This window comes from Coprobacillus sp. (assembly GCF_984815275.1).
The window spans coordinates 19238-46000 of sequence record NZ_CFJNYH010000029.1; the positions used below are offsets into that span (position 1 = coordinate 19238).

Below are 26763 nucleotides of genomic sequence, written 5' to 3' on the forward strand. Positions count from 1 at the left end.
TTCTCATTTATATATATTATAATATATATGTTTCATTCTTTCAAACGAAAGTACTGATTAATCAGTATGTTGTATTAATGATCTGCAAATTCACCAATATGAATACCATCAACAAAGCTTATATCATATTTTAAATGTTTTTCTTTTTAAAAATAACAATACCAAAAGCTAAAAGAGATAAAACTGTAAAAAAAATATATAAATGAGTATTGGTACTATCTGATGTGTTAATGTTATTGTTTGTATTAGATGGTTTTGTAACAATTATAGTATTTTCATCTATTTCAGTTAAATGAGAATTTGATTCATCCCATTTTGCATATAAAGTCATATCTGATGTTACCTTTGAAGTTGTAAAGTTCCATGGATTAGTTAAAGCACTATCACTGTACCAGCCTGCAAAAGTGTAACCATTCTTAATTGGAGTAGACGGTTCAGAAATGAAGTCATACATATTGACTTTTTGTTTTTCTATAGCACTTCCACCATTTGTGTCAAAAGTGATTGTCCATTCAATGGGAACCCATTTTGCATATAAAGTTATATCTGATGTTACCTTTGAAGTTGTAAAGTTCCATGGATTAGTTAAAGCACTATCACTGTACCAGCCTGCAAAAGTGTAACCATTCTTAATTGGAGTAGACGGTTCAGAAATGAAGTCATACATATTGACTTTTTGTTTTTCTATAGCACTTCCACCATTTGTGTCAAAAGTGATTGTCCATTCAATGGGAACCCATTTTGCATATAAAGTTATATCTGATGTTACCTTTGAAGTTGTAAAATTCCATAGATTAGTTAAAGCACTATCACTGTACCAGCCTGCAAAGGAAAAGCCATCTTTAATTGGTTGAACAGGAATACTTTTTATAGTATCTTCAAATAAAACTGTTTCACTTGGTATACTTGCTGGATTTCCACCATTTGTATTATAATCTACAATATTTGCATAAAACACCTTGAATGAACTATTGGGATAATCTAATATAGCATTTGCTCCTCTAGAGTCTATGACATCTTTTGTAAGCGGAAATATAATTCTACCTTTCCATCCTGAAAATGCATTTGCTATATTTGGAATACCATTTTGGGAACGAATCTCTTCAATGCCAGTTCCAATATAAAAATCTCCATGATTACTCGCGTCTGCTTGCCTTGCAAACACTTGTTGATCAATAATACGAACTGAATTAGGAAGCTGTACATTTTTTAGACTTTGATTCATAAATGCATTTGCCCCTATGACCTCTAGACCTTCTTTAAATATAATGTCATTAAGGGCTCCTTGTTTTGTCCAAGAGTAAAAACATGAATTCGGTATCTCAGTCAAGTTACTAGATAACACAACCTTTTCAATAGATTCACATTGTTTAAAAGCACTTTCCCCCAATGTTGATACTGAATCAGGTAATATAACCTCTTTTAATTGAGTACAATTTAAAAAGGCTTGTCCTTCTATTCTATCAAGTCCATTTGGAAAATCAATGTATGAAATATCTTGATTATAAAATGCAGAATTGCCTATGGATTTTAATGTTGATGGTAATGTTATAGAAAGAACTTTCTTATTAATTCTAGCATAATTAAAGGCATCATCGCCTATGACTTTCACTGGAATGCCACCAATTGTATCTGGAATTATAACTGTTCCAGCAGAACCCTTATATTTTGTGATAGTTCCTGTAGAAGAACTAAAATCAAAATCCGTTTCTGGATTAGGTGTATTTTTGCTATGACTAACTGTTTCTGTATCATCATGAGATATTGGTATTGTAGATTTCTCTTTTGTAGCTAATGTTCCCTGAATCAATACATTAAAGGACATAATTACTACCAAACAACAAGCTGATACTTTCAATAAAACTTTTTTTCTCATATATTACCTTTCCTCTCTTTGTCGTCTATATAGTGTATATTTAAATTATAAGTCCTTGTGTAAATGTTGAGTTCTGATGAGACTTTATACAACCTTCGTAAACATTGAGTTTATAATTGTTAACTTTTAAAAACCTTGTAATAATACGTTAAATAGGATAAAATATTAGTAAATATATGGGAATATAGTGGTAAAATTATAAGTTCGTAAAAGTTAACATTTACGAACTTATATTTATATTAAAAATAAAACGGAGAAATGATAAATAAGATATCAAGCCTCCGTTTTTATATAATACTTTTAATTGTTATTTTGGACAAACATATCGAATTCTGTCTTTTGTCTTCTTTCCATATTCAATTGCACCTTTTGGACAGCGAGAAATACAAGCCATACAATGCGTGCAATGATTTCCCCATATAGGTTGACCCTCTATAAGTTTTATATTACTTAAAGGACAGAGTTTTTCACATTTGCCACATGAGATACAATTATCATTTCCATAGAATTTTTTAGCTTGTACAAATAAAGGATAAAAAAGATCATTAACAATTCCACTACTTACTTTGTCCTTTAGTGTTATTGATGATTCAGGGAATGACTTATTTTCTTTAATATAGTAAACACTCTTTAAAACACAACGATATGCTTGTTCCAAAATTTCAGGAATTAATTCTGGAGAAGTTGTATCATAAAGTGCAATATAATTTTCTGGCATAATGATTTGTGTGCAACCTTTATATTGAAGTCCTTTATCTTGACACCATTCTTTAAGATAGTATCCTGCATTTCCTTTTGAACCTGCACAAGTCATCACAAAATAAATATCTTTATTTCCATGAAGTGGTGTTTTCTTTAACCATTCATTTACTATGCGTGGGATTCTCCACGCATATGTAGGTGCAACAATGATCCATGGTTTGGAAGATTTTAAAGCTGTGTAGTCTTGAGTACGTATTTTATCAAATAGATTAAGTACATCATCATGTATTTCTTTACTAATGATATGAGCAACATACTGACTATTACCAGTACCCGAAAAATATAAAATCATCATTTATTCCTCCCTATTTTTTAATATGCAAAACGCCTTCATATATAAGTTCAACCAAATCAACAATTTCCTTCCAACGTGTTTCATCTCCACTTATATAATAAAAGTTTTTCGTTCCTTCTTTTCTCATATTTACAATTCCAGCTTCTTTCAGTATCTGTAAATGGTGAGATACTGATGGTCTTGTTAAATGAGCTTTTTTAGCTATTTCTCCAACACGTATACCTGATAAATCACTCTGTAATAAAACAAGTAAAATAACTTGCCTTGTTTCATCTCCTATTGCTATGAGTGCTTTTTGACATTCCTTAAATCCATAAGTAATTTGTTCTAATCTTTCTTGACATTCTTTTTCCATATATTCACCTCATAAAAATTTAATGTCGCTCTTTTCTCTTTGCACACTTCTCTGATATTTAACTTTAGGATAACCTAAAACCAAGGTTGTTATAACTTTTTTCCCTTTTGGTAATTCCAAAATTCTTTTAATTTGCCATGAATGATTTGCTGCCATTGAAAAAAAACCACTATATAAAACACCTAAACCATTTGCTTCTGCAACGAATTCCATATTTTGAGCAGCCAATGCACCATTAATTGGATCTTTTGAGGCAATGACTATTGCTATAGGAGCTTCAAAAAAGAAGAAATCATCAGTTATATTCGTTCTTTTTATCATAGAGCTGAATAGATTTGCAAATGGCTTTATTCTTCTAAAGAGTTGAACTGCCATTCTTTCTACTCTTGACTTTTCTTTATCTAATACTATCATTGAAATATCCTGCATATTTTTGGCTGTGTGTGTGAGCCTTCCTGCTTCTACAATTTGCTCTAACACTGATTGTGGAATATTTTTCTTTTGAAATTGCCTAATTGTTCTTCGAAAACGTATTGTATTTAAAATATCATTGGGATTTAAGTTTACATCCTTCTCCCTTATTATAGGATGATCTGTGTAGCCACTTATAATAACTGCATTTTTTGGACAAATAGCAACACAATGACCACACATTATACACTCTTTATCAATAATTGCTGCTTTCTTGTCTTTGAATTCAATGTTATGTGCAGGACAATCTTTTATACACATTTGACATCCTATACACTTTTCCTTGTTAATTATAACTTCATGTTTGCTCATAGTCTCATCTCTTTCGTTAATCTTCATTAACCATTATAGCAAAATAAGTTCATAATGTTACATCGGTAAAGAAACTTGTTACCATTAGCTTAAAATGTTTATTCATATTTTCATTTATATCAAAAAATATCCTCATTCACAGATTTAATTTTATCTTCTGTTTCAAAGGATATTTTTATTTAATGATTTACATCAATAATGGCAAGATCTTTATTATATTTTTCTTCAAATTCACTTATAGGCATTGGTTTTGCAAAAACATATCCTTGAATAATATCGCATTGCATCTTTTGTAGACTCTCAACCTGAGGGATTGTTTCAATTCCCTCAGCAACAGTTTCCATATCTAATTTCTTTGCCAATTCAATGACACTTTGAACAACATCATTGCTGCGTTTTGTAGCTTCATTGACAAAGAAAATGCGATCAAGCTTTAATATGTCTACAGGCACCTCTTTTAAAACATTAAGTGAAGAATAACCACTTCCAAAATCATCCATTGAACATAGAAACCCCATATTATGAATATCATCAATAATATCTTTAAGCAAGGATAGATTCTCAAAAACAATTGTTTCAGTTAATTCTATTTCTAATAGTTCTGGTGGTACATTGTATTTTTTTTGAATTACACTATATTCTTTTAAAAACCCTTGTTTATTTAAGTGATTACGTGAAAGATTAACAGAAATTCTTCGAAGTGGCTTTTCTTCATCAATCCATCTACGTAATAATTTACACACTTCTTCAAAAACATATTGATCCAACTTTAAAATAAAGCCATTCTCTTCAAATAATGGTATAAAATCATTTGGATAAATCATTCCTTTCGTTGGATGTATCCAACGAACTAAGGCTTCTGCACCTATAACCTTGCCTGTTTTTAAACATACCTTTGGTTGAAGATAAACTTCAAACTCATGATTTTCTAATGCTTTTTCCATTGAATTTTCAATTTCTTTTTCTTTGATCATATTAAGTCTTTCTAATTCTTCATAAAAAAGATTATTGCAAAGTAACTGTCCATTTTGTTTATTTTTCTTTCGTGCCGCATTAGCACGGTCATGAATAGTAATCATTGTATCATCTTTTTGTGTTACAATATACGTTCCACAAATAATGGGTATAAAATAAGGAATTTCTCGTTCCTTATTAAATTCATTAATATCTGTTGCTATCTTTGTTAAACGTTCAGATATTTCTTCTTTATCAATTGTCTTAAAGATAATATCAAAGTTATCAGCATTAATTCTTGATACTGATTCCTTATCATTTAAGTTTTTCTTTATACAATGATATACGTGATTAAGGACCCTATTTCCTTCATAACTGCCAAATGAGTCATTAATTAATTTAAACTTCTTTAAATCAAGTGTAATAAAAGAGAAAGGTTCAAAATGATTCATCAATTCATCTATTTCTATTTTTAATCGTGGCTGTGTAAACCCAAGAGTAATGGGATCAACAAAAGCAATATTATAAATTTCTTGATTCTTATTCTTCGTTACCCACCATATCATTATAAACAAACAAATGAACAACACTGATACACTGCCTGCCACTGTTAAAACAGATTGAAATATATATGAACTAATGAGAGTATTATAAATGTCAGGTGGAACAATAGATAAGAGATACCAATTCCCCTCATCTAAAGCTGTATATATCAAAGCTCGCTCCTCATTATCACCAATTGTAAATTCAATTTCACCATCTTTCCCATCTAAAAGATTCTTTTTCATAGATTCTAAATGATAGCCATCACTCACTTTTCCTTGCTCTTCTAATGAAGTAAAGAAGTTATCTCCTTTAAGTGCTGAGTTAGAATTTGCTGAATACAATATGAAATTCCCATTTTTTGATACTATATGCGAGAATCCTGTTCCATCAAATGTATCTGTATTTAATAATAACCTCATTGTATCACTGGGCATCCATCCAACAAGTACATTTTTTTCATTATTTTCCTGATATGGTACTGCATAAAGTGTCCCCTTTTCACCTTGTGAATTTTCTACGATTTCTTCACTTACTACAGATTGACCTTGTAAAACCTCTTGAATAATCTGTAAATTATTTAGATGAACACCTTGATCATTTGTAGTCCTTATAACTCCTTCAGATGAGACAATGCCTATCCATTCATAAGCACTGTCAGCTAATATTTCCTTAATATAACTCTCTTGCTTTTCTTTATTTAAATATCTTAAAGAACGCCCTATGGTCGTTAATTTATCAATATTCATATCTATTCCTTGATTCACCTTATAGGAAGTCTGTTGTGAAATCTCTGATAAATATCTATTGACTTCATTATTGGCTATATCCGAACCACGCTTAATGAGCAATGAACAAAGTAATGCTATGACACTAATAATGATTAAAAAAGCAAGAATTCCCTTAGTCTTTAATTTATTTTCCAGTAAATCTGTTTTCTTCATATTCTATCCTCTTTATATTTTCCCATTTATTTCATATACTTCCATTCGTACTCAATCATTGGTATAGGTTTACTAAACAAAAAACCTTGAACTGTTCTAATTCCACATTCTTTTAATACATTTAATTGTTCTTTATTTTCAACACCTTCAGCAATAAGTTTAATATTCATTTTTGTACAAACATCAACCATAGACTCAATAACAGTTCTGGTGTTTTTATTAGATACAACATCTGATATAAAACTTTTATCTATTTTGAGAATATCAAATTGAGCTGTTGCTAAAAGAGCAAGATTCGAGCTTTCAATACCAAAATCATCAACTGAAACAATAAATCCTGCTGATCTAATTTGAGTAATTCGTTCTTTTACTTCTTTATAATTTGTGGTAAACATATTTTCAGTAATCTCTACTTCTAAATATTTTTTAGGAACATCATATAGTTCTACTGTTGTTTCGAGTCTTTCTAAAAAATCAGATTTCATAAAGGTACTTCTTGAGAAATGACTTGATATTGGAAATAATTTTTTATTTGCATTTTTCCACTCTTGTAATTGCTGACATATTTTCTCAAATACAAAAAAATCTATCTTATCAATTTGATGAGAATCCTCTAATATAGAAATAAATTTATCAGGTGACTGTATAAATTGAGAATCATCTTTGTATTTTATTAATGCATCTGCTCCGACTAACTCACAACTTTTAACATCTATTTTTGCCTGCAAATATACATGAAATTGTCCTTGAGATATTTTCAAATCAAGAATATCTGGATTCGATAAATATTGTAAAGTTTTATCATGTCTATAGCGTCCTGTTGTTTTATGCGTTGAATAATATTCTTGCTTATTTGAATACATTAATTCATCTGCGCGCTTTATTATATTTTGAATATCTTGACTATCTTTTGTCCACTGAACTCCAATAGCAACTCGGCATTGACTGCTCATAAAGTTATTTTTCATCTTTTGGACATTATATTCAAACTCCTCTTTACTTATTTTCATATATATAACCACAAACTCATCTCCACCAATACGATAAAGATATTTTGAAGTCGAACTTCTTTTTATAATTTCTGCACATGCTTTTAATAACTTATCCCCAGCATCATGACCAAAATTGTCATTTGTTTCTTTTAAACCATTAACATCTAAATAGATAACTCCAACTGATTCATGCTGATGGCTCATATCTGCAACATCTTGAATAAAACAATTCCTATTATAAAATGATGTCAATTTATCTAAATGACTCAACTCAAATAATGTTTTTTCATTTTCATTTCTTTCCATTGTTAATGCAATAAAATACTGTACTGTTCGTAAGAAAGGAACAGCCATTTTTGACATATTTAACGGTTGATTATCTAAACCAATACAACCATTTAAGTGTCCATCTTTCTCTAAAGGAACCCATGTTAAGTTTCTAATACCTTGTTGAGCAAGAAAGTCATAACCTGATGGCAATTTGTTTTTTAACTCCCTAATATCATCAATAACGATATCTTTATGTTCTTCAAGTTCGCTTACCCAAACTTCATAACCAGTTAAAGGTATATCTTGTAGACTATCAATCTGTGGTTCAACACCTTCTCTACACCATTCAGCAAGATTAGAAAAATGATTATTATGAAACAGGAGAATATATGCACGATCAGCTAAAAATAATTCACCAATTTGTTTTAAAATATTTGACATAGCCATGTTAATATCACGGTTATGATAAAGTTCACGAATACATTCTAAACGAATGTTATCTCTTTTCAGTCTTTGTTTTAATTCTTTTTTCTCATTATTAGCTTCTGTAATATCAAAAGCGATTTCCATTCTTGCAATTCGTCCATCCCATTCAATCAATCGATCTTTCAACAGATAATGTTTCTTTAATAGAGGATTTGTATATTCCCAGGAATGTGTTTCATCCATTTTTAAAAGTGAACTTGTACAAAATGGACAAGGTTCATCAAATCCCTGTATAACTTTATAACATTTTAAACTTTTTTGAGTATCATCAACTTGGAATATTCTTTTACCAGCATCATTTATAAATAATAATTCATATGTATCTATATCTGAAACATACATCATTTCTGATATTTCATTCATAGGTGCAAGCAATTGCTGAGCACGCCTTGCTAATTGTTCACTTTTTCTGATATTTTCATTTTCAATCTCTATAATTCTTTGTTGGCGCCTCTGCTGATAATACGTGAAAATAGTACATCCACCTGCCATGACTATGAATACAGAATTCATGATGAGCAGTAAATTTCTTGCACTCTGCACTCTTTCTTCTATATAGTTTTCAGCTACAAGTACAGTATTATCTGCTAATTCAAAATAGTCTTCACTCATTTCAAATAAAGTTTGATTATCTAAACCAGATCTATACTTATGTATTTCTGTTTTCAAGTGATTCCAATCATTTTTCATTTCTACTAATAACGATTGAAATTGTTGACTTTCAAGTTTTATTAAATCAAATTCATCACTTCCATTTGATAGTCCATCTAAAATCTTATCTAAATGTTTAATAAGATTATCATCAGGTTCATGATTTAATTCCTTTTTTACGAGCCTTTGTGTAGCACCACGCACAATACCAATATAGTTAACAACCCTTGCATTCCCTTGTAAATCATCAATTAATTGGATTGATAGAAATGCTGTAAATGCTAAGGAGGTACATAGAATAACTGGAACTAATATTGCTCCTACTTTCGATAGTGTTTTTTTCATACTTTGCCTCCTGATATTTATCATTTTCTATATCTACCACACAATTGCTGATCATTTTTTATGAATGAATACTCGTCTTTAGACATTAAAAATTGCAACTTTATATTTGCAATACCTTGCTCATATATATGTTTATCATATCATAATTTAAATTCAAATGAAATCATTTGCACTTGAATATAACAATATTATAGCTTCAAAAAAGACTTATATGATTATAAGTCTCCTACCAAAACATAATTTTAATGAACACCCTTGAACCAGATTTTTTTAACAATATTGACCAAATGTTATTAAACATTTATCATTTTGACAATTGCGTTCTACTATAATCATCAAATGAATAATATCATACTGGCTACTTTCTGTTCATCTTTTTGAATGATATAAGTTTAACGCTAATACTGTCTGTAAATACCACTATGTTTTATATAAATACTTGCGTGCCTATGAAGATTGAATAACCTAACTTATTTCTAGTTATTTGATTTCATTGTTTATTTTTCCAATACTCATATATTGGTATATGAGGAGTATCCTTAGTCCAAGAAACCTCATGTCTTTCATAATACCCTATGACATCACCATCTGAATTTCTAACAGGAACAAAGAACTCTCTTTCACCAGTTTTTTCATTAAGAATTTCAAACATTTCATTCTCTCCAGCATCTGCCCTTCTTAGAAACTCTTCAATTTTTTCTTTAGAATTTTTATTATGACAATTAAAAAGACTTTTACCTACTTGAACGCGATCCCCATATCTTTGCTTTGCTGTTTTATTCATATAACATACAGTATGATTTCTATCTACAAATATAATTTCATAAACATAAGCATCTAAAATCCCATATAAAATTTCCTTTGTTATTTGCATATTTCCACGCTCCTTTATAAATTGATTTTACCTAGTTCATGATCATTACATTTCCTAAAGATATGAATTATGCAAATGAATAAGAATTTCTTATATTAGTTTCAATTTGCACCTTCTCAATCAATTCATTTTTTATTCAGTGTAACTAACCTACGTAATTTCTTATGTTGATACAGTTGTTCATCAGCTTGTTTTATTAAAGCCTGAATATCAATCTTTTGACCTGTACAAATAGCATAGCCATAAGATAATGTTAAAATACAATCTGTCTTTGATCCTTTATGGGGAATTTCTTTAAACTTTATATCATTTATTAAACTATCCATGATTTCACAAACGTTTTCTTCTGATTGGTCAATAAATATTACTGTGAATTCATCACCACCATAACGATAAAAGCGAACAATTCCTTCTCTGTTGTATTTATTCATGCATTTTCCAACTTCTATCAATGCCTGATCACCCATTTGGTGTCCATAAATATCATTGTATTGTTTGAAATAATCAATATCTATCATTGCCACTGCTACAGATGATTTGTTTTGCAGTGTTTGATTAATTATATCATTATTAAAACAACGACGATTAAAAACTTGAGTTAAATCGTCAGTATTCATTAATTTTTCAAGCTGTTCATTTTCTTTTTCTAATGAAACTTGTCGCTCTTTTGTCCTATATAGTTCAATGGTTGCAGAAAGACCACCACTATTATCTACCATATCAATATCTTCAATTGTAAGAATAATGTTATAAAATTCTTGATATGCCTTCAATAGTTCCTCTTGTGTTCCAAATTTTTCATAATAACTGATAATCAGTTTTTGTAGTTCTCTTTTTGATTTAATTTCAGCATCATCTTGAATTTCATTCAAAATATTTAATATTTTATTTGAATATTTCTGATTATTTATTTCAAGCATAATTGAACAAATGTTTTTTAATACTTGATATACGAGAAGTCGATTTTCTACTTTTTTCTGTTCATTCAGTATCTCATCCATTATAGTATTCAAAGAAGTATTATTCTGAGAATGGATATTCATTAATTTACAGAATAGATACAATAGTTGCATTCCTTCAACAAATTCATTTTCTTTTAATCTCTCAAAAAGTTTAAGATGCTCATGCAACTTCTCTTTCTGCTTCAATTTGTATTCACAATTACACAAATTAGACAAAACAACAGCCTTAGAATAACCTGTATTCATATTCATATTATCCAATAAATGATAACATTTATCATAGTAATAGATAGCTTCTAAATAGTTACATTTCATATCAAAACATGTTGCTATGTTATTATATGCACTTGAAATTAACATCTGATTCTGACACTCTTCGGATGCATCAAGTGACTTTAAATAATATTCTAGAGCCTTAATTTCTTCATAATTAGCATTATAATACATCCCATAAAAATTATATATTCTAGCCAATAATTCTATGTAATGTTTTGACTCACAAAGTTTCCTTGCACGCTCTAAATAAATGAAACATTTTTTATTTTTCTTAGAAGCCAAATAAAAATCACTAATAAAAGTATATGAAAAAGCCAGTGCATATAAATCATTTGTTAATTTTGCTTTTTCTGATAAAATCATACAGAGTTCATATTGTTTCTTTAAATCAATAAGACGTATCTTTATAATTTCTTCTTGTAATTCTTTTAGGCTCCAGTTTTCAATATACTTATCCATAAATATCTTCTCCTACTATTCATTTTAATTATAAATCTTTTTTGAACTATTTCGCAGTCATTTTCCTATTTTTAGAAGACTCTATAGACCTTTTTTAACTTCTATACATTCCAAAGTGATTGTAAACGAGATAGACTGATTAGCATTATTTCATTAAAACAAAGAAAGATATAAGACTCCCTAAAATTATACATCAAACTTGCATTAATCAAAGTTTTTAACAACATCTATTCCATAACACGTGTTACCAGGCCCTTTCCTTTTAGCTTGATACATTGCCATATCTGAAATATACAAAAGTTCTTTCATAGTCGTAGCATCTTCTCCATAGCAGGCAACACCAATGCTAACATCACATTTGACTTTAGTTTTATTCAGTAACCATGTTTTTTCAAAACGATTGTGAATAAACCTTGAAAGATTAGTAATATTCATTCTTGTCATACCTTTTCCATGAATTATAGCTACAAATTCATCTCCACCTTTACGATATACACAATCCTTAAGCATTGGTATTCCTTTAAAGAATTGACTAAGTTCAATCAGAAAATTATCTCCTGCATCATGTCCATAGGTATCATTTATGGCTTTAAATCCATCTATATCAAAAAACAAAAGAAACATCTTCTCATATTCTTCTATATGCTCAATGATTTGTTCGCCATCTCTTAATAATTTTCTATGATTTGGCAGACTCGTTAATTCATCATAATTTGCCATATATTGAATAAGTTCCTCTTTTTGCTTATTATCTGTAATATTAGCACTACTAACTACGTGGGCAAGACGTCCATCTGTCCAATAAAAAGCAGAACTAAATACTCGAAACCAAGATCCATCGAAAGCACGCTGATAATCCCATGTATAAACAGATGATGGTTTTTCATTTCCATCTATGATATGTTTCTGAGGACAAAAGTCACATGGTCCAGTTTGACCTGGAAAGAGTACTTCCCAACATTTTCTTCCTTCAAAAACTTCTTTTCCACCATAAGGTATTGCCATTGATTTATTTACATAAAGAATATCATGTGTATAAAAATCATTTACATAGATATCAATACCAGTACTATCCATAATGCTCTCATAAGTTGCTTGCATTAATTTGACTTTATTTTCACCAATTCTTGTAATTATATATCGAGATATAAGCCCTGTCATAATAAACAAATGACGCTTTTCTTGACTATTTAATTCCCTACTCTCATTATTACCTGTAAACACAAGAAATCCTTGCGATTCAGTATTAGTTAATGGAACAATAATCAGATTCTCTGTATGAAAAACATCTAGTATATTAATTTCTGTAGAAGGTTTATAAGTCACTCTCGTAATAAAATGCATTGATTGATCTACTTTCCCAGGTATTTTAGAAATAGTGTACGAAACTCTATCAGGTAGATTAAATCCATTACTATATGTTTCTTTTTTATAAAAAAAGCGTATATCATCTGTTTCATATACAGCTCCGCTTGTAAATGAGAAACGATGACATATAATAGACAAAGCAATTTCTATTGTACGCTCATCAATTTCATTATCAATTAATAAATCTGTCAATTGATTTATATCTTCATCTTTATCCATTTTCCTTACCTCTTTTTGATAATCCATTATATTCATTTATAAGTGCAACAAATTATAAATAATTACAATATATTCCTATATATTCTCTATTATATCATATGTTTAGATATATATAATTAAAAATTTTTAATTTTATTATTATGAAATAACACTATTTCCTCGTTTAATAACTGTTAGATTTATTTTTTATTAAATTCTTCATATTTCATAAATATTATGACTTTTCATTCTTTGAACTTCTTTCTTCCTCAATAAAAATAAACTTACTTAACTACAAAATCATATAATGAAATCATGAGCACAGTTTTTTATTAATTTTCAGAAGATTTATGAAAAGAATAATATTTTTAAAATAAACAATACAATCAAAATCCAAATCAAAATGATTGGAATTCCATAGTACCATTTTTTAGGTTTGCCATCTTTCCATAAATCCTTAGCTGCATTGTGATTTCTTTCCCATATATTTTTAGGAATCAACTTGATTGTCAATGCTATTAAAAATGGTAAAATAATAATATCATCCAAATATCCCAAAACTGGTATAATATCAGGAATTAAGTCAATTGGCGAAAGTGCATATATAATAGTAATCATCGCCAGCGTTTTTGCTAACATAGGCATATCTTGATCTTTTAAAGATAAGAAGACAGTTGGAATATCTTGTTTTAAATTCTTTGCACGTTCTTTAAAGTTCATATATCCTCCACCATTTCATATGCATATAGAAAATTATAATTTATAACTAATCATTTTTAGCTTATGAAATAAAAATTTTTCATTCTGACTTCCTGTAAACTATGAGTTTACTAAGAACTTGAATATTGTGAAGTCTGAATATTTATTTATAACAACAAATATTCCCCCACCTTCTTCTAATCCAATAGAATAATTATTATCTGAAAATGGCTTATACTCTTTAACCTTTCCAACAATTTCCTCAATGATTTTAAAATCTTCATTCAAAGATGCATTATTTTTCATCATATATCGTTTATAAAAATCTCTAATAATTCTAACTTTATTTTATCATAGAAACTTTATATCACCAATTAAATATACACCCTTTATAAAAGATACCTTCTCTTACTTTTTCATTAGATAGTCATTGTCCTTCTGTTAAGGCATATTCTATATTTGCTACAATTTATTCTAAAGGTAGTTAATCTACATATTCGAGATACTTATTAAATAACAATTAACTTTATTTTACAAATTATATATAAAGTCTAGTATACATTTCAATGATATCTATATTTCTATGCTTAGTGCATCAAAATTGTTTAATAATATCTTTTTTGTTGGAAATCATGAAGTTTATCTTTCTCAAAATCAACATCTAAAATAGCTCTAAACTACAAAAACTGTGAAGATTGAAATCCCAAATCCTCACAGTCTTTTTATAATTTGCATAATTACTAATCATGCAAAGCTATTTTTCTTACATTTAAATACTACTTACCTTTAATAGTAATAATATCATCTCCTACTTCATGTACTCCATAGTTCTTATTTATTGTGAAATTATCTTTTAATTCAGAAATAGCAAGAATAACGCAATCATCTGCTGCATTTTCTCTAATATAGTCTAAATCCACTTCAAGTAATAATTTACCTTTTTTGATTCTTTGACCTTGTTTTACAAAGGTTTCAAATCCTTGTCCATTTAAACGAACTGTTTCAAGGCCAAAATGAATGAAAAGACTTGCGCCATTATCTAGTCTTATTCCAATAGCATGTTTTGTAGGAAATAAAACCTCAACAACACCATGACATGGGCTATATAAGCTTCCATGTTTAGGTTTAATAACGACTCCATCTCCTAATGCCTTTCCAGCAAATAACTGATCAGGAGTTTGTTCAATTGGTAATACATCTCCTTTTATTGGAGATACAATATTGATATTATTTTCATTCTCTTTTTTTCTATTAAAAAATTTCATATTTATCTCCTATAAATTTAAAGCAATTGAATGACCTTCAAAAACTGCTTCCATAATTTTTCTTGGTTTAACACAATCACCTATCATAGTCACATTTGGTGTAATTCCATAGAAAGATTCTGCTAATATATTTAATGATTTCATTCCTGTACAAACAATAACTTTATCAGCTGGAATTTCTTTGATAATTCCAGCTTCATTCTTTATGATGACACTGTTATCTTTAACTTCAGTGCATTGCGTATTGAGATAAGTTGTTAAGGATTCACATTTCTCCATAGTTTGTCTTAATCCAATTTTATATAGCATATTTCCTTGCGTCGCTAGTTCATCACCCAGTTCAATGATTGAAACATTATTTTTATGAATAAGTGATTGTTCGAGAGCTATCTCTGCGCCCACAGTTCCACCACCAAGTATAATAATATTACCTTTTAATTGATCTTCAATTTCCAAAGCATGAGTCGCACTAATTACAAGTTTTTTATCAATCCCTTTAATAGGTGGAATAGTTTCACTCGCACCAACTGCTATTATAATTGCATCAGGATTCATCTCCTTAACCATAGAAGGTGTTGCTTCACAATGAGTTTTCACTAAGATATCATGTTTTGCTACTTGTGCTTTCAAATGATTATAGAATTTTTTTACATCTTCTTTAAAGAACTCTTTAGAAATATATTTAAGTTGACCACCTAGTTTTGAGTCTTTTTCTAAAAGAGTAACATCATGCCCTCTTTCACTTGCTGTGATGGCCGCTTTCATACCACCAGGACCACCACCAATAATGACAACTTTTTTTCTATGAGCAGATGTTGTAAATGTTTTCGGAATAAAGTCTTCATTCATAAATCTAGGATTGACTGAACATCCAACATTACGATGATTTGTTGATATATGATAGCATTGTAAACATCTTAAACAAGGAGAGATGTCATCATCCCTTCCCTCCATCGCTTTATTGGGCCAAGAAGGATCAGCGATAAAAGACCTTCCAAACGCAACTAAATCTACTTTCCCTTCCGCAATAATAGAATCTGCTTCTTGAGGAGATAATACAGCACCCACTACAGAAACAGGAATAGAAACTTCTTTTTTAACCTGTGCTGCATATTCTAGATTTGGCATATGTTCGATAAAGTTTGTCGTAATACAATGTACGTTACCCTCATGATTAATATCTAATCCGGCGGAGATTTGTACAGTATCAATTAAGTGTTCTACTTCTTTAATAAAAGTTTTAACATCTTTAAATTCAATACTTCCTTCTACCCACTCATTAGCACTTATTCTCATATCAATAGGAAAATGAGGTCCAACTTTATTTCTAATTGTTTCTAGAATCATTTTTGGAAATTTCATTCTATTTTCTAGACTTCCACCATACTCATCTTCTCTTTTGTTAAATAAAGGCGATAAGAATTGAGCAGGTAACCATCCATGCCCAAAGTGCAAGAAAATCATATCGAACCCTACATCCATAGCATTTTTTGCAGTATTAGCATAGGCATCACAAACTTCTTTCATCATTTGTTCATCCATTGCTTTAACAACGACTCCATCTTTTCTGACTTCATCATGAGGCCCTACAGCAAAATCTAAAACTCTAGCATATCTCCCTCCGTGGAAAATCTCAATAGAAGCTTTTGCTCCACCAGCATGAATTTTTCTGATTCTTTCCACTGTTTTTTCTACTTCATATTTAGAAAACACATCTGGTTCTGTTGGACTAGCAAAACTAGATCTACCATATTCAACAATTGCATGTCCAGCAACAACTATCCCTGCTCCACCTATTGCCTTTTCTTCAAAAACATCTCCAATCGGTGCAGCGACAATCCTATTTTTAATTATTGTTTGATTAATTTTAATTGGTGTAAATAAATTTTTATATTTCATATTTTACCTACTTTCTATATACAAGGGGAAACTTATGTTTCCCCTTTGCTTATTTAATATTAATAATTTTTTCTCCCTCACTAATATCATAACCATAACAACAGTTCATATTATATTTTTTTGAATTAGTAACAATGACCATAATTGTAGTATCATAACCTTCTAATTGAACTTGTTTTTGATTATAAGACAATAGTTTTTGACCTAATGTAATTCTTTCACCTTTCTGCACATAACTTTTAAAATATTTACCGTCCAAACGTACAGTATCAATTCCAATATGAATTAATAATTCCACACCATTATCACTTGTGATTCCAATAGCATGTTTCGTTTTATACAATACAGAAATCACACCACTTATTGGAGCGTATATATCCTCATCGGCAGAAAGAATTGCTACACCTTCACCTATTATTCCATTAGCAAATAAAGGATCATTGACATAAATCAAATCAATTACATCTCCTGATACAGGCGATGTAATTATTTCGTTTGGACTTAAGCTTTTTTTGATTGGTTCGTTTTTAACATAAATGCAGTTAATACAAATCCAACAACAACAGAAACGACAATTGCCACACAATACCATACAAAACTTTTTGCAGTTAACCATGCTCCAAATGATAAAATACCAGCATATGCAAAGTTAGTTGCAGCTACACCTGTGATACCACAAATGAATCCACCAATAGCACCAGCTACTAACATATTCATAATATATTTTTTATCTTTTAATATAACACCATATAGACAAGGTTCAGAAATTCCACATAATGCTAAAGTAAATGAACTTGATCCAGCTGTTTGTTTCATTTCTTTGTTTTTATCAAAAATCATAACAGCTAAACAAATTCCTAATACAGCATAGTTACCCATACCACCAGCAGCAAGACCTGCTTCATATCCTTGAGTCGCTAAAATTCCTAACATGATAGGAGTTACAGCCCAATGCATTCCTACTAGAATAATTAATGAAAATAAAGCCCCTAATAATGTGCAACTTATAATTGGATAAGCCATAACTGCTTGATATACAGTAGAGATTCCATTAGCAACTAAACTTCCTACTGGACCAAATACCATAATCGTTAATGGTACAAATATAAATAAGCAGGCAGCAGGTACAACAATAAATTGTAACGTAGCAGGCACTGTTTTCTTTAACCATCTTTCAAAATAACTCATACAGAAAATTGCTAATAAGATTGGGATAAATGAACTGGCAAAATGAAATGCTGGAAAATTAATACCAAATAAATCAGCTTTTTCACCAGCAACCAATAAATCAGCAACACCAGGATACATAATACTTGCCCCTAATACTGCAGCAACATATTGATTAGATCTAAAATGTTTTGCTGCTGTAAATGCTAATAAGATTGGGAAGAAATAAATGAGTGAATAAAAAATAGAATAGAAAGTTTGATAAGTTAAACTATCTGTAGTCATTACACCTAGGTTGGCTAATAAACCAACAACTCCACTTGCAATACCTCCAGTTGCTAATACTGGAATATATGGAGAGAATACTGTAGACATCATTCTAGTAAAACGATCAAATAAACTTACTTTTTCACTAGCAATAGTCGTATCTTCATCATCTGCTACTTCACCTTTTCCTGTAATACCAGGAATCGTTAATAATTCATCGTAAACATCAGAAACATGTGTTCCGATTAATACCTGGAATGTTCCTGCACCGATTTGTGTACCTAATACACCATTGATTTTTTCAATTTTAGCTTTATCAGATTTATCTTTAGAGTTTAAAGAAAAACGTAATCTTGTTGCACAATGAGTAACGCTTTGAATATTTTCAACTCCACCTAACGCACTTACTATATCTTTAGTAAGTTGTTCATATTTATTCATGAATCGAAGTCTCCTTTTTTATTTTTTCTTTTTCTATAATACGATTAATATGAATCATCAGATATAATAGTTCTTCATTTTTTACTTCTTTATTCAATTTATTCATAATATATTTACGAATATTTAAAGTGCAATCATAAATATCTGGATATTTAATAACCATTTGATTAAATAAGTATTCATCATCATTTTCATTTCTTTTTTCATTGCTTAATAGACTATTTATAAAGAATCTTAAATGCGTCATAAGTCTGTTATAATTCATATCAGTTTGATCAAATTCTATTTTAAAATAGAATTGAATAATCTTAACAATTCCTTGAATAATATCAGCAGCTTTTAAAGAGTTATCTAAATGATTTTTATGATCTTCGGCATTAAAATAATGTATTGCTAAAGTTCCTGCTTCATCTACTGGTAACTCTATACCTGTATCTTTTTTAATAATACTTAAAGTATTAAGAGCAGCTTTATATTCATTAGGATAAGTTCTTTGAATTTCCCATATTAAGTCATTTTTTATAAATAAATTATCTTGAGCTCTAACTAATGCATAATTTATATGGTCCATGACAGCAATATAGATACTACTATTGAACTCAATGTTAAGATCTGATTCAGCTTGTTCAACAATTTTGTAAGTTAAATCTACATATTCAGTTGATATTTCATTAAATAGAGTTTCAAAGTTAGAACTTTGTTTTTTGTTTGTAGTAAAAATCTTACCAATTTTAGTTTCGTCTAAAGTATCTCCATGCTTCTTTTGGAAACCAATACCTTTACCAAAGATAACAGCTTCGTCGTCATCTTTGTAGACTAATACTACATTGTTATTAAATACTCTTTTAATCTTCAAGCGAATCATCCTTTCTATTATTTAGGCAACAAAAAAAGCCTAAATAAATAAAATTATCCTCACAAATGTGAAAAAAATTATTTACTTAGGCTTTGCCTGCATTATCAGTAACAACCCTAACAACCATACTTTTTAGTGCACTAAATCAGTATGTATAAACTAGTTACAAATATTATAGCATATATTTAAGCGTTTTCAAGTATTATTTTTTTGAACATTAAATACAAACTGTTACTATTCAATGAATAAAACATATGTCAAAGTCCATACATTATGATAATAGTTCTCCCTGAATTGTACCCTCCATTGGTGTTCTCATTTCCTCTAATGTATCTAAAATTTTACTTCATTTATTGATATGATATTTCCAAGGTAGACAGTGTTTACAAGTTGACTTCTCTTACATAGATTGCAGATTAATTGCTATTCTATTATTCTAATTAATCTCTTGCCCTACAAACAGAAGTTTCCAAATCTTATTTGTTAAATACTTCGACAACTTCAAAACGTTCAAAAGTAATAGGTGTTTGTTCTGTAAAAGTATAACCACGTTTTATAGCATCTCTCGTCCAATAGCGTATATTACCCGTTCTCCATTGTTCAAAGGTTTCGTCCTCACCCTCAAGTTTTACCATATCCCAAGTTAGGTCGCAAAACTTAACAATTTCAAGATACACTGTTTTTATCACACAGGCTGGGTTGCCATGCCCATCAAGCACCAGTGATAAGTCTCCAACACTTGGTACCTGCTCATTTTCCAATACAACGGAAACTGTTGCAGTTTTCTTTCCAGAAAGTACTAGAGCCAAAAGCTCGTCTGCCATTTCAGGATTGTCACCAAATGCAAAACATTCAAAGTAAGTTTTATTTGTATTTTCTATAGCTTTCATTTACTATTTTATCCTCCTCATATTTAAATTATTACTCTTTCTGTTCTTCACCCATGCCCATAATATATTTTTTTCGCATTTATACTTTTTATTAGTTTAGCACTTTCTTGTGCCTGTTGATAATCTTCAAAGCACCATGTTGTAGTAGGAAAAATAATATTTTGCATTGCATCCCCAACAAAAAGTTCTCCTGACGTTAATGCTATACCTATAGAGCCTTTGGTATGACCTTGCAGTCTGATAACATTTCCATCTACTCCATATTCCAACAATGACATTCCTGCATCTAAAATAATATTAGGTGAAACACTCTCTACATTATTTTTCCAAATATTGCAATTTGATGCCCTTGCATAGAAACTCCCCCATAATCCCTTACCAAACAGTTTACGTTTTTCATTTTTTTCTAGAAGCAAAACATCTTCTCTTCCAATTCCTACAAAACAATTTAATTTTTTCACTAAATAAGAAGTGTTTTGACAATGATCAAAATGTCCATGAGTTAGAATAATAAGTTTTACATTTGCTTTTTCACAACATTATAAAACCTTTTTCTTGTATCTTTTAGTGCCAGTATCTATTAGTATACTGCCATTATCTCTATGGATTAAAAAAGCATTTGCTATACCACATGTTATTTTTTCTATTTTCATATAGACCTCATCAAATTCTAATAATTATATTTTATTAGTTGATTTTGTATTTGGCACTCATTTATGCATGAACTACAATGTAAGTGAGAAAAAGAACAGTCGATAAGCAATCATACCTTAGATTTACAACTATGAAATAATTATCTCACGGTTGACCAATACATACGAGGTAGTTTTTTTGCTTTATCTTTTCTATAATGCCAAGAAGCAATCTAAATTACTTCCATATAGTGATTATCAATCCGAATATTGGATTTTTCAGCAACTTCAAAATCTACTTTTTAACAACTATTGCTAGCAATATTGCACCCATACTATTTGATGTAATAATAACTTTTTCACCCATTTCTTCTTATCTCTTTCTTTTATTGATCTGGTTCCTAAAATAAAAATTGAATTTCATAATATCATCCCCATTAACTGCATTATATTAATTATATGTATAAAGTTTAGTACACCATTAGTATTTTTAATGACATCCAAACCACGTATTAAATCTACGTTGTATTTGATTAATTCTAACTTACCAAATTTATTTACTTTAACTTTACATTGGATCACTTACTTTAAAAGACGCTACAGCCTGACAGTCTGGTGCTGTATAAACAATACTTCTCCCTGTTTCATAAACTGCAATTTATTCACTTATTACTTTCCAGCAATTTTCTTTGTATAAAGCAGACAGGTTAAAGGAACTTGCTTTTTATCCAAATCAAGTATAACTTGTCGTTCCTCTGACCGTTCAAAGCCTCTATGCTCATAGAATTGATAAGTACAGGCATTATCTGTATATAGATAAACAATCTTCTCTTTTTCATCTTCTTCAAACGCAGACAACAATGCTGTTCCAACACCTTTAATTTTGCAGTTGGGGTCGGCAGCTAGAAAAATAATTTCTCCATCTGGATTATTCTTTTGGCAGAAGGAATTATACATATCATGATTTGCTTCGTCATATTCGGCAACACCTTTTCTTGCGATGAGATGTTGAAGCCAATCGAATATCTTCACATAAATCGCTTTAGATAAGCTGTGATAGCATTTCGGTTCATTCTTCATTTCAGCCATCAAAACACCCACAAAAGCATCATCAACATAAGCACCATAAACTTTTGTTGCACGATTCAATTCCATATACCAAAAATATTTTGCGTACAAAGCCAAAACTGCTTTGCTATTCATATACCAATCTAAATGCATTCCTTGAATTGCAAATTTTTGTGCCTTTTTATAATCATTTTTACATATTTCTTTTATTTCAATCAAACAGTTTCACCTCACAATTTTAATTTATGAAATTATTTCTATTGCTATTGTAGCATAGAAAATTTATACCAACAATTAAATATAAATTATGAAAAAAAGAAATCTATTCTTTTTAGATTTCTCAACTCTTTTAATATATATAATTTTTTAGCTTCTGATCATATTCTTTGTTTTACTTTATTATACTAATTATATATAAAGTCTAGTCCACGATTAACATTTTAATGACATCCAAACCACGTGTTAATTTTGGGTTTAACATGCAGTTTTCAAATATTAGTACATAGTTATCCCTTTTATTTCATCAGTTTAAAAAGATAACTCTATCTTTTTAAATTTTCTGACTTATAAATATTATATCCCTCATAATAATAACTAGCATCAATTCCCTTCATATATACTTCTCGATCAGCAATCTTATCTGTTAACGCGTTCTTTAATAAAACCTTAATTTCCACATCTTTTATTGGACTTCTCTCCATAGTCAATAAATAATCCTCTTTATCAACTTCATTCCAATCAATAACACATTTTAATTCTTTTTTTAAAATACAGTCTAACCAAATTCTTGTACTACGTCCATTGCCTTCACGAAATGGATGTGCTATATTCATTTCTACATATTTTTCAATTATCTCATCAAAATTAGATTGTGGCATCTCATCAATATTTTTTAAAGCTGCCCCTAAATACATAACAGGAGCAAAACGAAATCCACCTTTAGCAATATTTACATCTCTTATTTTTCCAGCAAAATCATAAATGTCACTAAATAAATAATGGTGTATTTGTGCCAAGCCTTTAAAAGTACCAACTTCAAAAGTTTTAAGTAATTCATTTTCAAATAGATCCACTGCTTTTGCCTTACTAATCTGTTCTCCTTTGCGTGCAAGTTCTGCTGAATTATTTATACCAAGTTTATTTTTTAACATTTTATTTTGCTCCTTTCTTATATACAAAAAAAGGATTATAAATTAATCCTTTTTCTTTTTCCTTTCACCTTCACCTCAACCATTAATCATTTAATAGCTCAGAAAAGAAGAGGTAAAACGGATAACATATATACCCACTTCCTCCTCGAACGAACTGCATTAATTTAATCTTTATTAAATGTAATGTAGAAAAAAAGTTAAAAGATATAATCTAATTTTCGTAATTATTCTTTTTGAGCATTATATCATATGATTGTTATGTACACAAATCTTATTTAACAAAATAAAAAGTCATATTCTAACATATAACTTCTTAATAATTACTATTTATTACATTTATCACATTACCTGACCTTACTTAGTTCTATCTCCTGCATTTGTTCATCCATTGTTGTCACTTGGAGTTTCTCTCTTGTAACAACTATATGTAATAAATACTGATATTTCTTCTTGAGTCATTTCATCTAGTTGAAAATCTTCTTGATTTAACGTTGTTAATATTTTATTCTGTCTACTTTGTTTAATGGACTCTAACTTCTCATCCAAACTTTGCAATTCATTTTTGAGCTTTCTTTTAGTCACCTTGCATTGTTCTAAGTGTTCCTCTAATAGACTTTCATCTTGAACGCCTCTAGATACCAGCAGCATTTCCTTATCTAGTATTTTTTTTGATTTTATCATCAACTTCTAATAGTTCTTTATTGATTTGATCCTGTCTTGTTTTTATATCTTTTGGATTCACAAAATCCGATAATACTTTGGCTAATTCTGATTTCGTCCTCTCTTTTAAATTTAATTTACTATTAACCATTATTCCTAATTCATTTAACAACAATGACTCCTTTAAAGTAATACTATGTGGACATGCCTCTTTGCCATTTTTCAATTTATTGGAACATCTCCATACTGGCTCTTTTTCACCATTACGTTTTCTCCAGACAGCCCTTCTAAAAAAGGAGCCACAATCTGAACAGATGATCCTATCGCTAAGATGATTTTTTCCTGAATACCTACTTTTTGAATCATGCTTATCTAAATTTTCATAATAAAATTATTAATATTTTATCTTATTGTCTAATAACGAAATACCCTCCCAAAAATATTGATTAAATTAATAACGTAATGGTATTTTTGATTTCCTTATAGTTTCTTGATTAATATTTTCAAATTTTCCTATAGTCACATTTAAAATATTAGTACGGATATCTTCATACTCCATTGTGGGTGAAACTGTTATACCCTGCAAACAAGATTTATTAAATTCAACTTCAATATAAGGTATTAAATATCCATTCCTTTCAAATATTCCTGATTCATTAGCTATAGTATCATATTCACCTTCTTTATTTATATATAGATCAATAATTATTCTATACTCTTTTTCAATCGAGAAACATTCTGGCTTAAAAAAAGTACCAATCATAAGTAATTTATCAACTAACCATTCAAATAAAAGATTATCTGTATTGCCATATTTATCATAATGAGTTCTAAATTTATCAATTATCTCATAAACTATTTTATCCTGTTCTTCTTTATTGTAGATTACTTTTCCACCATAAGGTTTCGGTCTATTCCCAGAAGGCAACTTCGGTTTTATATTTAGCTTACTTAATAAATCATTAGACTTGAATTTTAAATTATATCCCTTAATTCCCTCACCTCTAGTATAATAATTCCATAAACCAAGATTATCCTCATCATATGAAAAAGATATTTGATACACATAAAATCCTCGCCCTCGAGATGGCATTTTCTTTCTATTTTTACACTCTTCTCTTAAGTATCTATAGAATTCATCTTTGAAACTATTTTCATCTATTAAATTAATACAGTTATCTAAAACATATAAACCTTCTGTTTTATCGTTTAAATACTGTCTATCAGTAAACCAAAATCGATTTTTACTTAATATACTATTTAAAACAGACGGGGACGTATAATGAAAAATATCAATATCTTGTTTTTTTAAATATTCATCTACTCCCATGCTATTGTATAGCTTAACAAGCTCTTTTGCATCTTCATGAAATAACAATTCTAATTCCTCCTAATCTAAATAAACATATGACTGTGGATAATAATTAATATTAAAATCATCTAGTGACCTCGCATTATTATATTTTTTTACTTTTCCTAGTACATATGCCACTGCTTTATTTCTTCCTTCAAAATACTTATCATAAGATTTTTTATTGATGCCCCCGCTTTGTGAAGTTTCTTTCCAAATATTTATAGGAGAGCCCTCTAATGTATCTATTAATTCAACTTCACCAAGAACTTTCATTACTGGAGAAGTCACATAAATAACAATTGCATCTACATTTGTTCTTTTGAATCTATTCTTTCTATACTCAAATGTTTTACTACCTTCTAAAATTTGCATTGCATATTCTGGTTTAATCGGCATTAAAACTTTACACACTATTTATTCCCCCTTACATTGTTATTTGTATATTATATTTTAATTTGCTTATCACTTCCACTTAATTTTACTATTTTTTCAAATTTCTCTTTTGATAATTTTTGGATAGATTGAGGTGCTGCTTTTACAATATCCTCAGCTATTGCCACTTTAAGAGGTATATGTATTGGTAAGTTCACATAGTATTTAAATAAAATAATTAAATATCCATTTTCATAAGCCTCTTTTAAATATGATGATGGATAAACCGTTCTTCGCCTTACTATCTTTTCAAAAGCATCAAAACTTTCAATTTCATTTGCTCTAAAGGCATCATCAACTACACAAACACATGCAATAGATTTTTTAATTTGACTGGTATAAAAAACTAATATATCATTCTTCTTCATTGGTTTTATCTTACTCTTTGATATATATACTTTCTTTATAACATTGCTATAAGTAGATGTTCCATCTAAATCGTAAAAGGATAATTGATGATTATTAAATAAATCAGGGAAAAGCATCTGTCCAAATTCCTCTTGTATTGACAGTATATATATATCTTGTTCATCTAGTTTTATTATTGGATAATTTGTTTTGTCAAAATACATTCTTTTTAGATAAACAC

24 protein-coding genes and 1 pseudogene are annotated in these 26763 nt (G+C 29.3%); all 25 read right to left on the minus strand.

The features are described 5' to 3' along the window. Window positions 1-130: 130 nt before the first annotated feature. Entirely contained in the window at window positions 131-1876 is a 1746-nt protein-coding gene (locus AC5M21_RS11000) for a leucine-rich repeat protein (RefSeq protein WP_282767618.1), read from the minus strand. A 307-nt stretch (window positions 1877-2183) separates the two neighbouring features. Next, window positions 2184-2933, minus strand: a complete 750-nt coding sequence (locus AC5M21_RS11005) for an EFR1 family ferrodoxin (RefSeq protein WP_008789111.1) — start codon at window positions 2931-2933, stop codon at window positions 2184-2186. 10 nt (window positions 2934-2943) lie between these two features. Continuing rightward, window positions 2944-3288: an ArsR/SmtB family transcription factor gene (locus AC5M21_RS11010; protein ID WP_008789110.1), complete on the minus strand. Its 345-nt coding sequence runs from the start codon at window positions 3286-3288 to the stop codon at window positions 2944-2946. 9 nt (window positions 3289-3297) lie between these two features. Further along, window positions 3298-4071 carry a nitroreductase family protein gene (locus AC5M21_RS11015; protein WP_054688733.1) on the minus strand — a complete coding sequence of 258 codons (774 nt, stop codon included), beginning with the start codon at window positions 4069-4071 and terminating at the stop codon, window positions 3298-3300. Between the two features lie 179 nt (window positions 4072-4250). Continuing rightward, complete coding sequence (locus AC5M21_RS11020; protein WP_008789108.1) at window positions 4251-6512, minus strand: bifunctional diguanylate cyclase/phosphodiesterase; 2262 nt, start codon at window positions 6510-6512, stop codon at window positions 4251-4253. Window positions 6513-6538: 26 nt separating this feature from the next. Beyond that, window positions 6539-9256 carry a sensor domain-containing diguanylate cyclase gene (locus AC5M21_RS11025; RefSeq protein ID WP_008789107.1) on the minus strand — a complete coding sequence of 906 codons (2718 nt, stop codon included), beginning with the start codon at window positions 9254-9256 and terminating at the stop codon, window positions 6539-6541. A gap of 490 nt (window positions 9257-9746) precedes the next feature. Beyond that, complete coding sequence (locus tag AC5M21_RS11030) at window positions 9747-10130, minus strand: PAS domain-containing protein (RefSeq protein WP_008789106.1); 384 nt, start codon at window positions 10128-10130, stop codon at window positions 9747-9749. Window positions 10131-10255: 125 nt separating this feature from the next. After that, window positions 10256-11827 carry a tetratricopeptide repeat-containing diguanylate cyclase gene (locus tag AC5M21_RS11035; protein ID WP_181987823.1) on the minus strand — a complete coding sequence of 524 codons (1572 nt, stop codon included), beginning with the start codon at window positions 11825-11827 and terminating at the stop codon, window positions 10256-10258. Between the two features lie 204 nt (window positions 11828-12031). Continuing rightward, window positions 12032-13414 carry a sensor domain-containing diguanylate cyclase gene (locus tag AC5M21_RS11040; protein WP_008789103.1) on the minus strand — a complete coding sequence of 461 codons (1383 nt, stop codon included), beginning with the start codon at window positions 13412-13414 and terminating at the stop codon, window positions 12032-12034. Window positions 13415-13741: 327 nt separating this feature from the next. Beyond that, entirely contained in the window at window positions 13742-14113 is a 372-nt protein-coding gene (locus tag AC5M21_RS11045) for a YkvA family protein (RefSeq protein WP_008789102.1), read from the minus strand. A gap of 99 nt (window positions 14114-14212) precedes the next feature. Continuing rightward, entirely contained in the window at window positions 14213-14398 is a 186-nt protein-coding gene (locus AC5M21_RS11050) for a hypothetical protein (protein WP_236916404.1), read from the minus strand. Between the two features lie 470 nt (window positions 14399-14868). Further along, window positions 14869-15357, minus strand: a complete 489-nt coding sequence (locus AC5M21_RS11055) for a PTS sugar transporter subunit IIA (RefSeq protein WP_008789100.1) — start codon at window positions 15355-15357, stop codon at window positions 14869-14871. 9 nt (window positions 15358-15366) lie between these two features. Next, the gene (locus tag AC5M21_RS11060; protein ID WP_008789099.1) at window positions 15367-17256 is read right to left on the minus strand and encodes an oxidoreductase; all 1890 of its coding nucleotides are present in this window, start codon (window positions 17254-17256) and stop codon (window positions 15367-15369) included. A gap of 49 nt (window positions 17257-17305) precedes the next feature. After that, a complete protein-coding gene (locus AC5M21_RS11065; RefSeq protein WP_282767595.1) occupies window positions 17306-17872 on the minus strand; it encodes a PTS sugar transporter subunit IIA in 567 nt (188 codons plus the stop codon). Continuing rightward, window positions 17758-19131, minus strand: a complete 1374-nt coding sequence (locus tag AC5M21_RS11070) for a PTS transporter subunit EIIC (protein WP_008789097.1) — start codon at window positions 19129-19131, stop codon at window positions 17758-17760. Before AC5M21_RS11070 ends, AC5M21_RS11065 begins: the two co-directional genes overlap by 115 nt. Then, window positions 19124-19987, minus strand: a complete 864-nt coding sequence (locus AC5M21_RS11075) for a PRD domain-containing protein (RefSeq protein ID WP_017144030.1) — start codon at window positions 19985-19987, stop codon at window positions 19124-19126. Before AC5M21_RS11075 ends, AC5M21_RS11070 begins: the two co-directional genes overlap by 8 nt. A 476-nt stretch (window positions 19988-20463) precedes the next feature. Then, on the minus strand, window positions 20464-20877 hold the full coding sequence (locus AC5M21_RS11080) for an ASCH domain-containing protein (RefSeq protein WP_008789095.1): 414 nt from the start codon (window positions 20875-20877) through the stop codon (window positions 20464-20466). 47 nt (window positions 20878-20924) lie between these two features. After that, a pseudogene (locus AC5M21_RS11085) lies at window positions 20925-21392 on the minus strand (MBL fold metallo-hydrolase); the annotation flags it as partial. A gap of 786 nt (window positions 21393-22178) precedes the next feature. Next, window positions 22179-22796 (minus strand): GNAT family N-acetyltransferase, encoded by a 618-nt coding sequence (locus AC5M21_RS11090; protein WP_054325194.1) that lies wholly within the window; start codon window positions 22794-22796, stop codon window positions 22179-22181. A 323-nt stretch (window positions 22797-23119) separates the two neighbouring features. Beyond that, window positions 23120-23728, minus strand: a complete 609-nt coding sequence (gene fic / locus AC5M21_RS11095; RefSeq protein ID WP_054325195.1) for a protein adenylyltransferase Fic — start codon at window positions 23726-23728, stop codon at window positions 23120-23122. A 381-nt stretch (window positions 23729-24109) separates the two neighbouring features. Then, window positions 24110-24409 (minus strand): hypothetical protein, encoded by a 300-nt coding sequence (locus tag AC5M21_RS11100; RefSeq protein WP_117769122.1) that lies wholly within the window; start codon window positions 24407-24409, stop codon window positions 24110-24112. Further along, window positions 24381-24707, minus strand: coding sequence for a recombinase zinc ribbon domain-containing protein (locus tag AC5M21_RS11105; RefSeq protein WP_117769121.1), 327 nt, complete (start codon window positions 24705-24707; stop codon window positions 24381-24383). Before AC5M21_RS11105 ends, AC5M21_RS11100 begins: the two co-directional genes overlap by 29 nt. Before the next feature lie 132 nt (window positions 24708-24839). Further along, window positions 24840-25766 (minus strand): DUF2971 domain-containing protein, encoded by a 927-nt coding sequence (locus AC5M21_RS11110; protein WP_117769120.1) that lies wholly within the window; start codon window positions 25764-25766, stop codon window positions 24840-24842. 12 nt (window positions 25767-25778) lie between these two features. Next, complete coding sequence (locus AC5M21_RS11115; RefSeq protein ID WP_054325198.1) at window positions 25779-26153, minus strand: ASCH domain-containing protein; 375 nt, start codon at window positions 26151-26153, stop codon at window positions 25779-25781. 32 nt (window positions 26154-26185) lie between these two features. Then, on the minus strand, window positions 26186-26763 hold a 578-nt coding region (locus tag AC5M21_RS11120), incomplete at its 5' end, for a hypothetical protein (protein ID WP_493531492.1).

Coding starts and splice junctions, on each gene's coding strand:
- AC5M21_RS11045 (WP_008789102.1), bottom strand. CDS start 14,113: ATGAACTTTAAAGAACGTGCAAAGAATTTAAAACAAGATATTCCAACT.
- AC5M21_RS11060 (WP_008789099.1), bottom strand. CDS start 17,256: ATGAAATATAAAAATTTATTTACACCAATTAAAATTAATCAAACAATA.
- AC5M21_RS11025 (WP_008789107.1), bottom strand. CDS start 9,256: ATGAAAAAAACACTATCGAAAGTAGGAGCAATATTAGTTCCAGTTATT.
- AC5M21_RS11040 (WP_008789103.1), bottom strand. CDS start 13,414: ATGGATAAAGATGAAGATATAAATCAATTGACAGATTTATTAATTGAT.
- AC5M21_RS11000 (WP_282767618.1), bottom strand. CDS start 1,876: ATGAGAAAAAAAGTTTTATTGAAAGTATCAGCTTGTTGTTTGGTAGTA.
- AC5M21_RS11015 (WP_054688733.1), bottom strand. CDS start 4,071: ATGAGCAAACATGAAGTTATAATTAACAAGGAAAAGTGTATAGGATGT.
- AC5M21_RS11100 (WP_117769122.1), bottom strand. CDS start 24,409: ATGATAAAATCAAAAAAAATACTAGATAAGGAAATGCTGCTGGTATCT.
- AC5M21_RS11080 (WP_008789095.1), bottom strand. CDS start 20,877: ATGAAAGCTATAGAAAATACAAATAAAACTTACTTTGAATGTTTTGCA.
- AC5M21_RS11020 (WP_008789108.1), bottom strand. CDS start 6,512: ATGAAGAAAACAGATTTACTGGAAAATAAATTAAAGACTAAGGGAATT.
- AC5M21_RS11065 (WP_282767595.1), bottom strand. CDS start 17,872: ATGGTTAACTGCAAAAAGTTTTGTATGGTATTGTGTGGCAATTGTCGT.
- AC5M21_RS11035 (WP_181987823.1), bottom strand. CDS start 11,827: ATGGATAAGTATATTGAAAACTGGAGCCTAAAAGAATTACAAGAAGAA.
- AC5M21_RS11070 (WP_008789097.1), bottom strand. CDS start 19,131: ATGAATAAATATGAACAACTTACTAAAGATATAGTAAGTGCGTTAGGT.
- AC5M21_RS11005 (WP_008789111.1), bottom strand. CDS start 2,933: ATGATGATTTTATATTTTTCGGGTACTGGTAATAGTCAGTATGTTGCT.
- AC5M21_RS11010 (WP_008789110.1), bottom strand. CDS start 3,288: ATGGAAAAAGAATGTCAAGAAAGATTAGAACAAATTACTTATGGATTT.
- AC5M21_RS11055 (WP_008789100.1), bottom strand. CDS start 15,357: ATGAAATTTTTTAATAGAAAAAAAGAGAATGAAAATAATATCAATATT.
- fic (WP_054325195.1), bottom strand. CDS start 23,728: ATGTTAAAAAATAAACTTGGTATAAATAATTCAGCAGAACTTGCACGC.
- AC5M21_RS11050 (WP_236916404.1), bottom strand. CDS start 14,398: ATGAAAAATAATGCATCTTTGAATGAAGATTTTAAAATCATTGAGGAA.
- AC5M21_RS11030 (WP_008789106.1), bottom strand. CDS start 10,130: ATGCAAATAACAAAGGAAATTTTATATGGGATTTTAGATGCTTATGTT.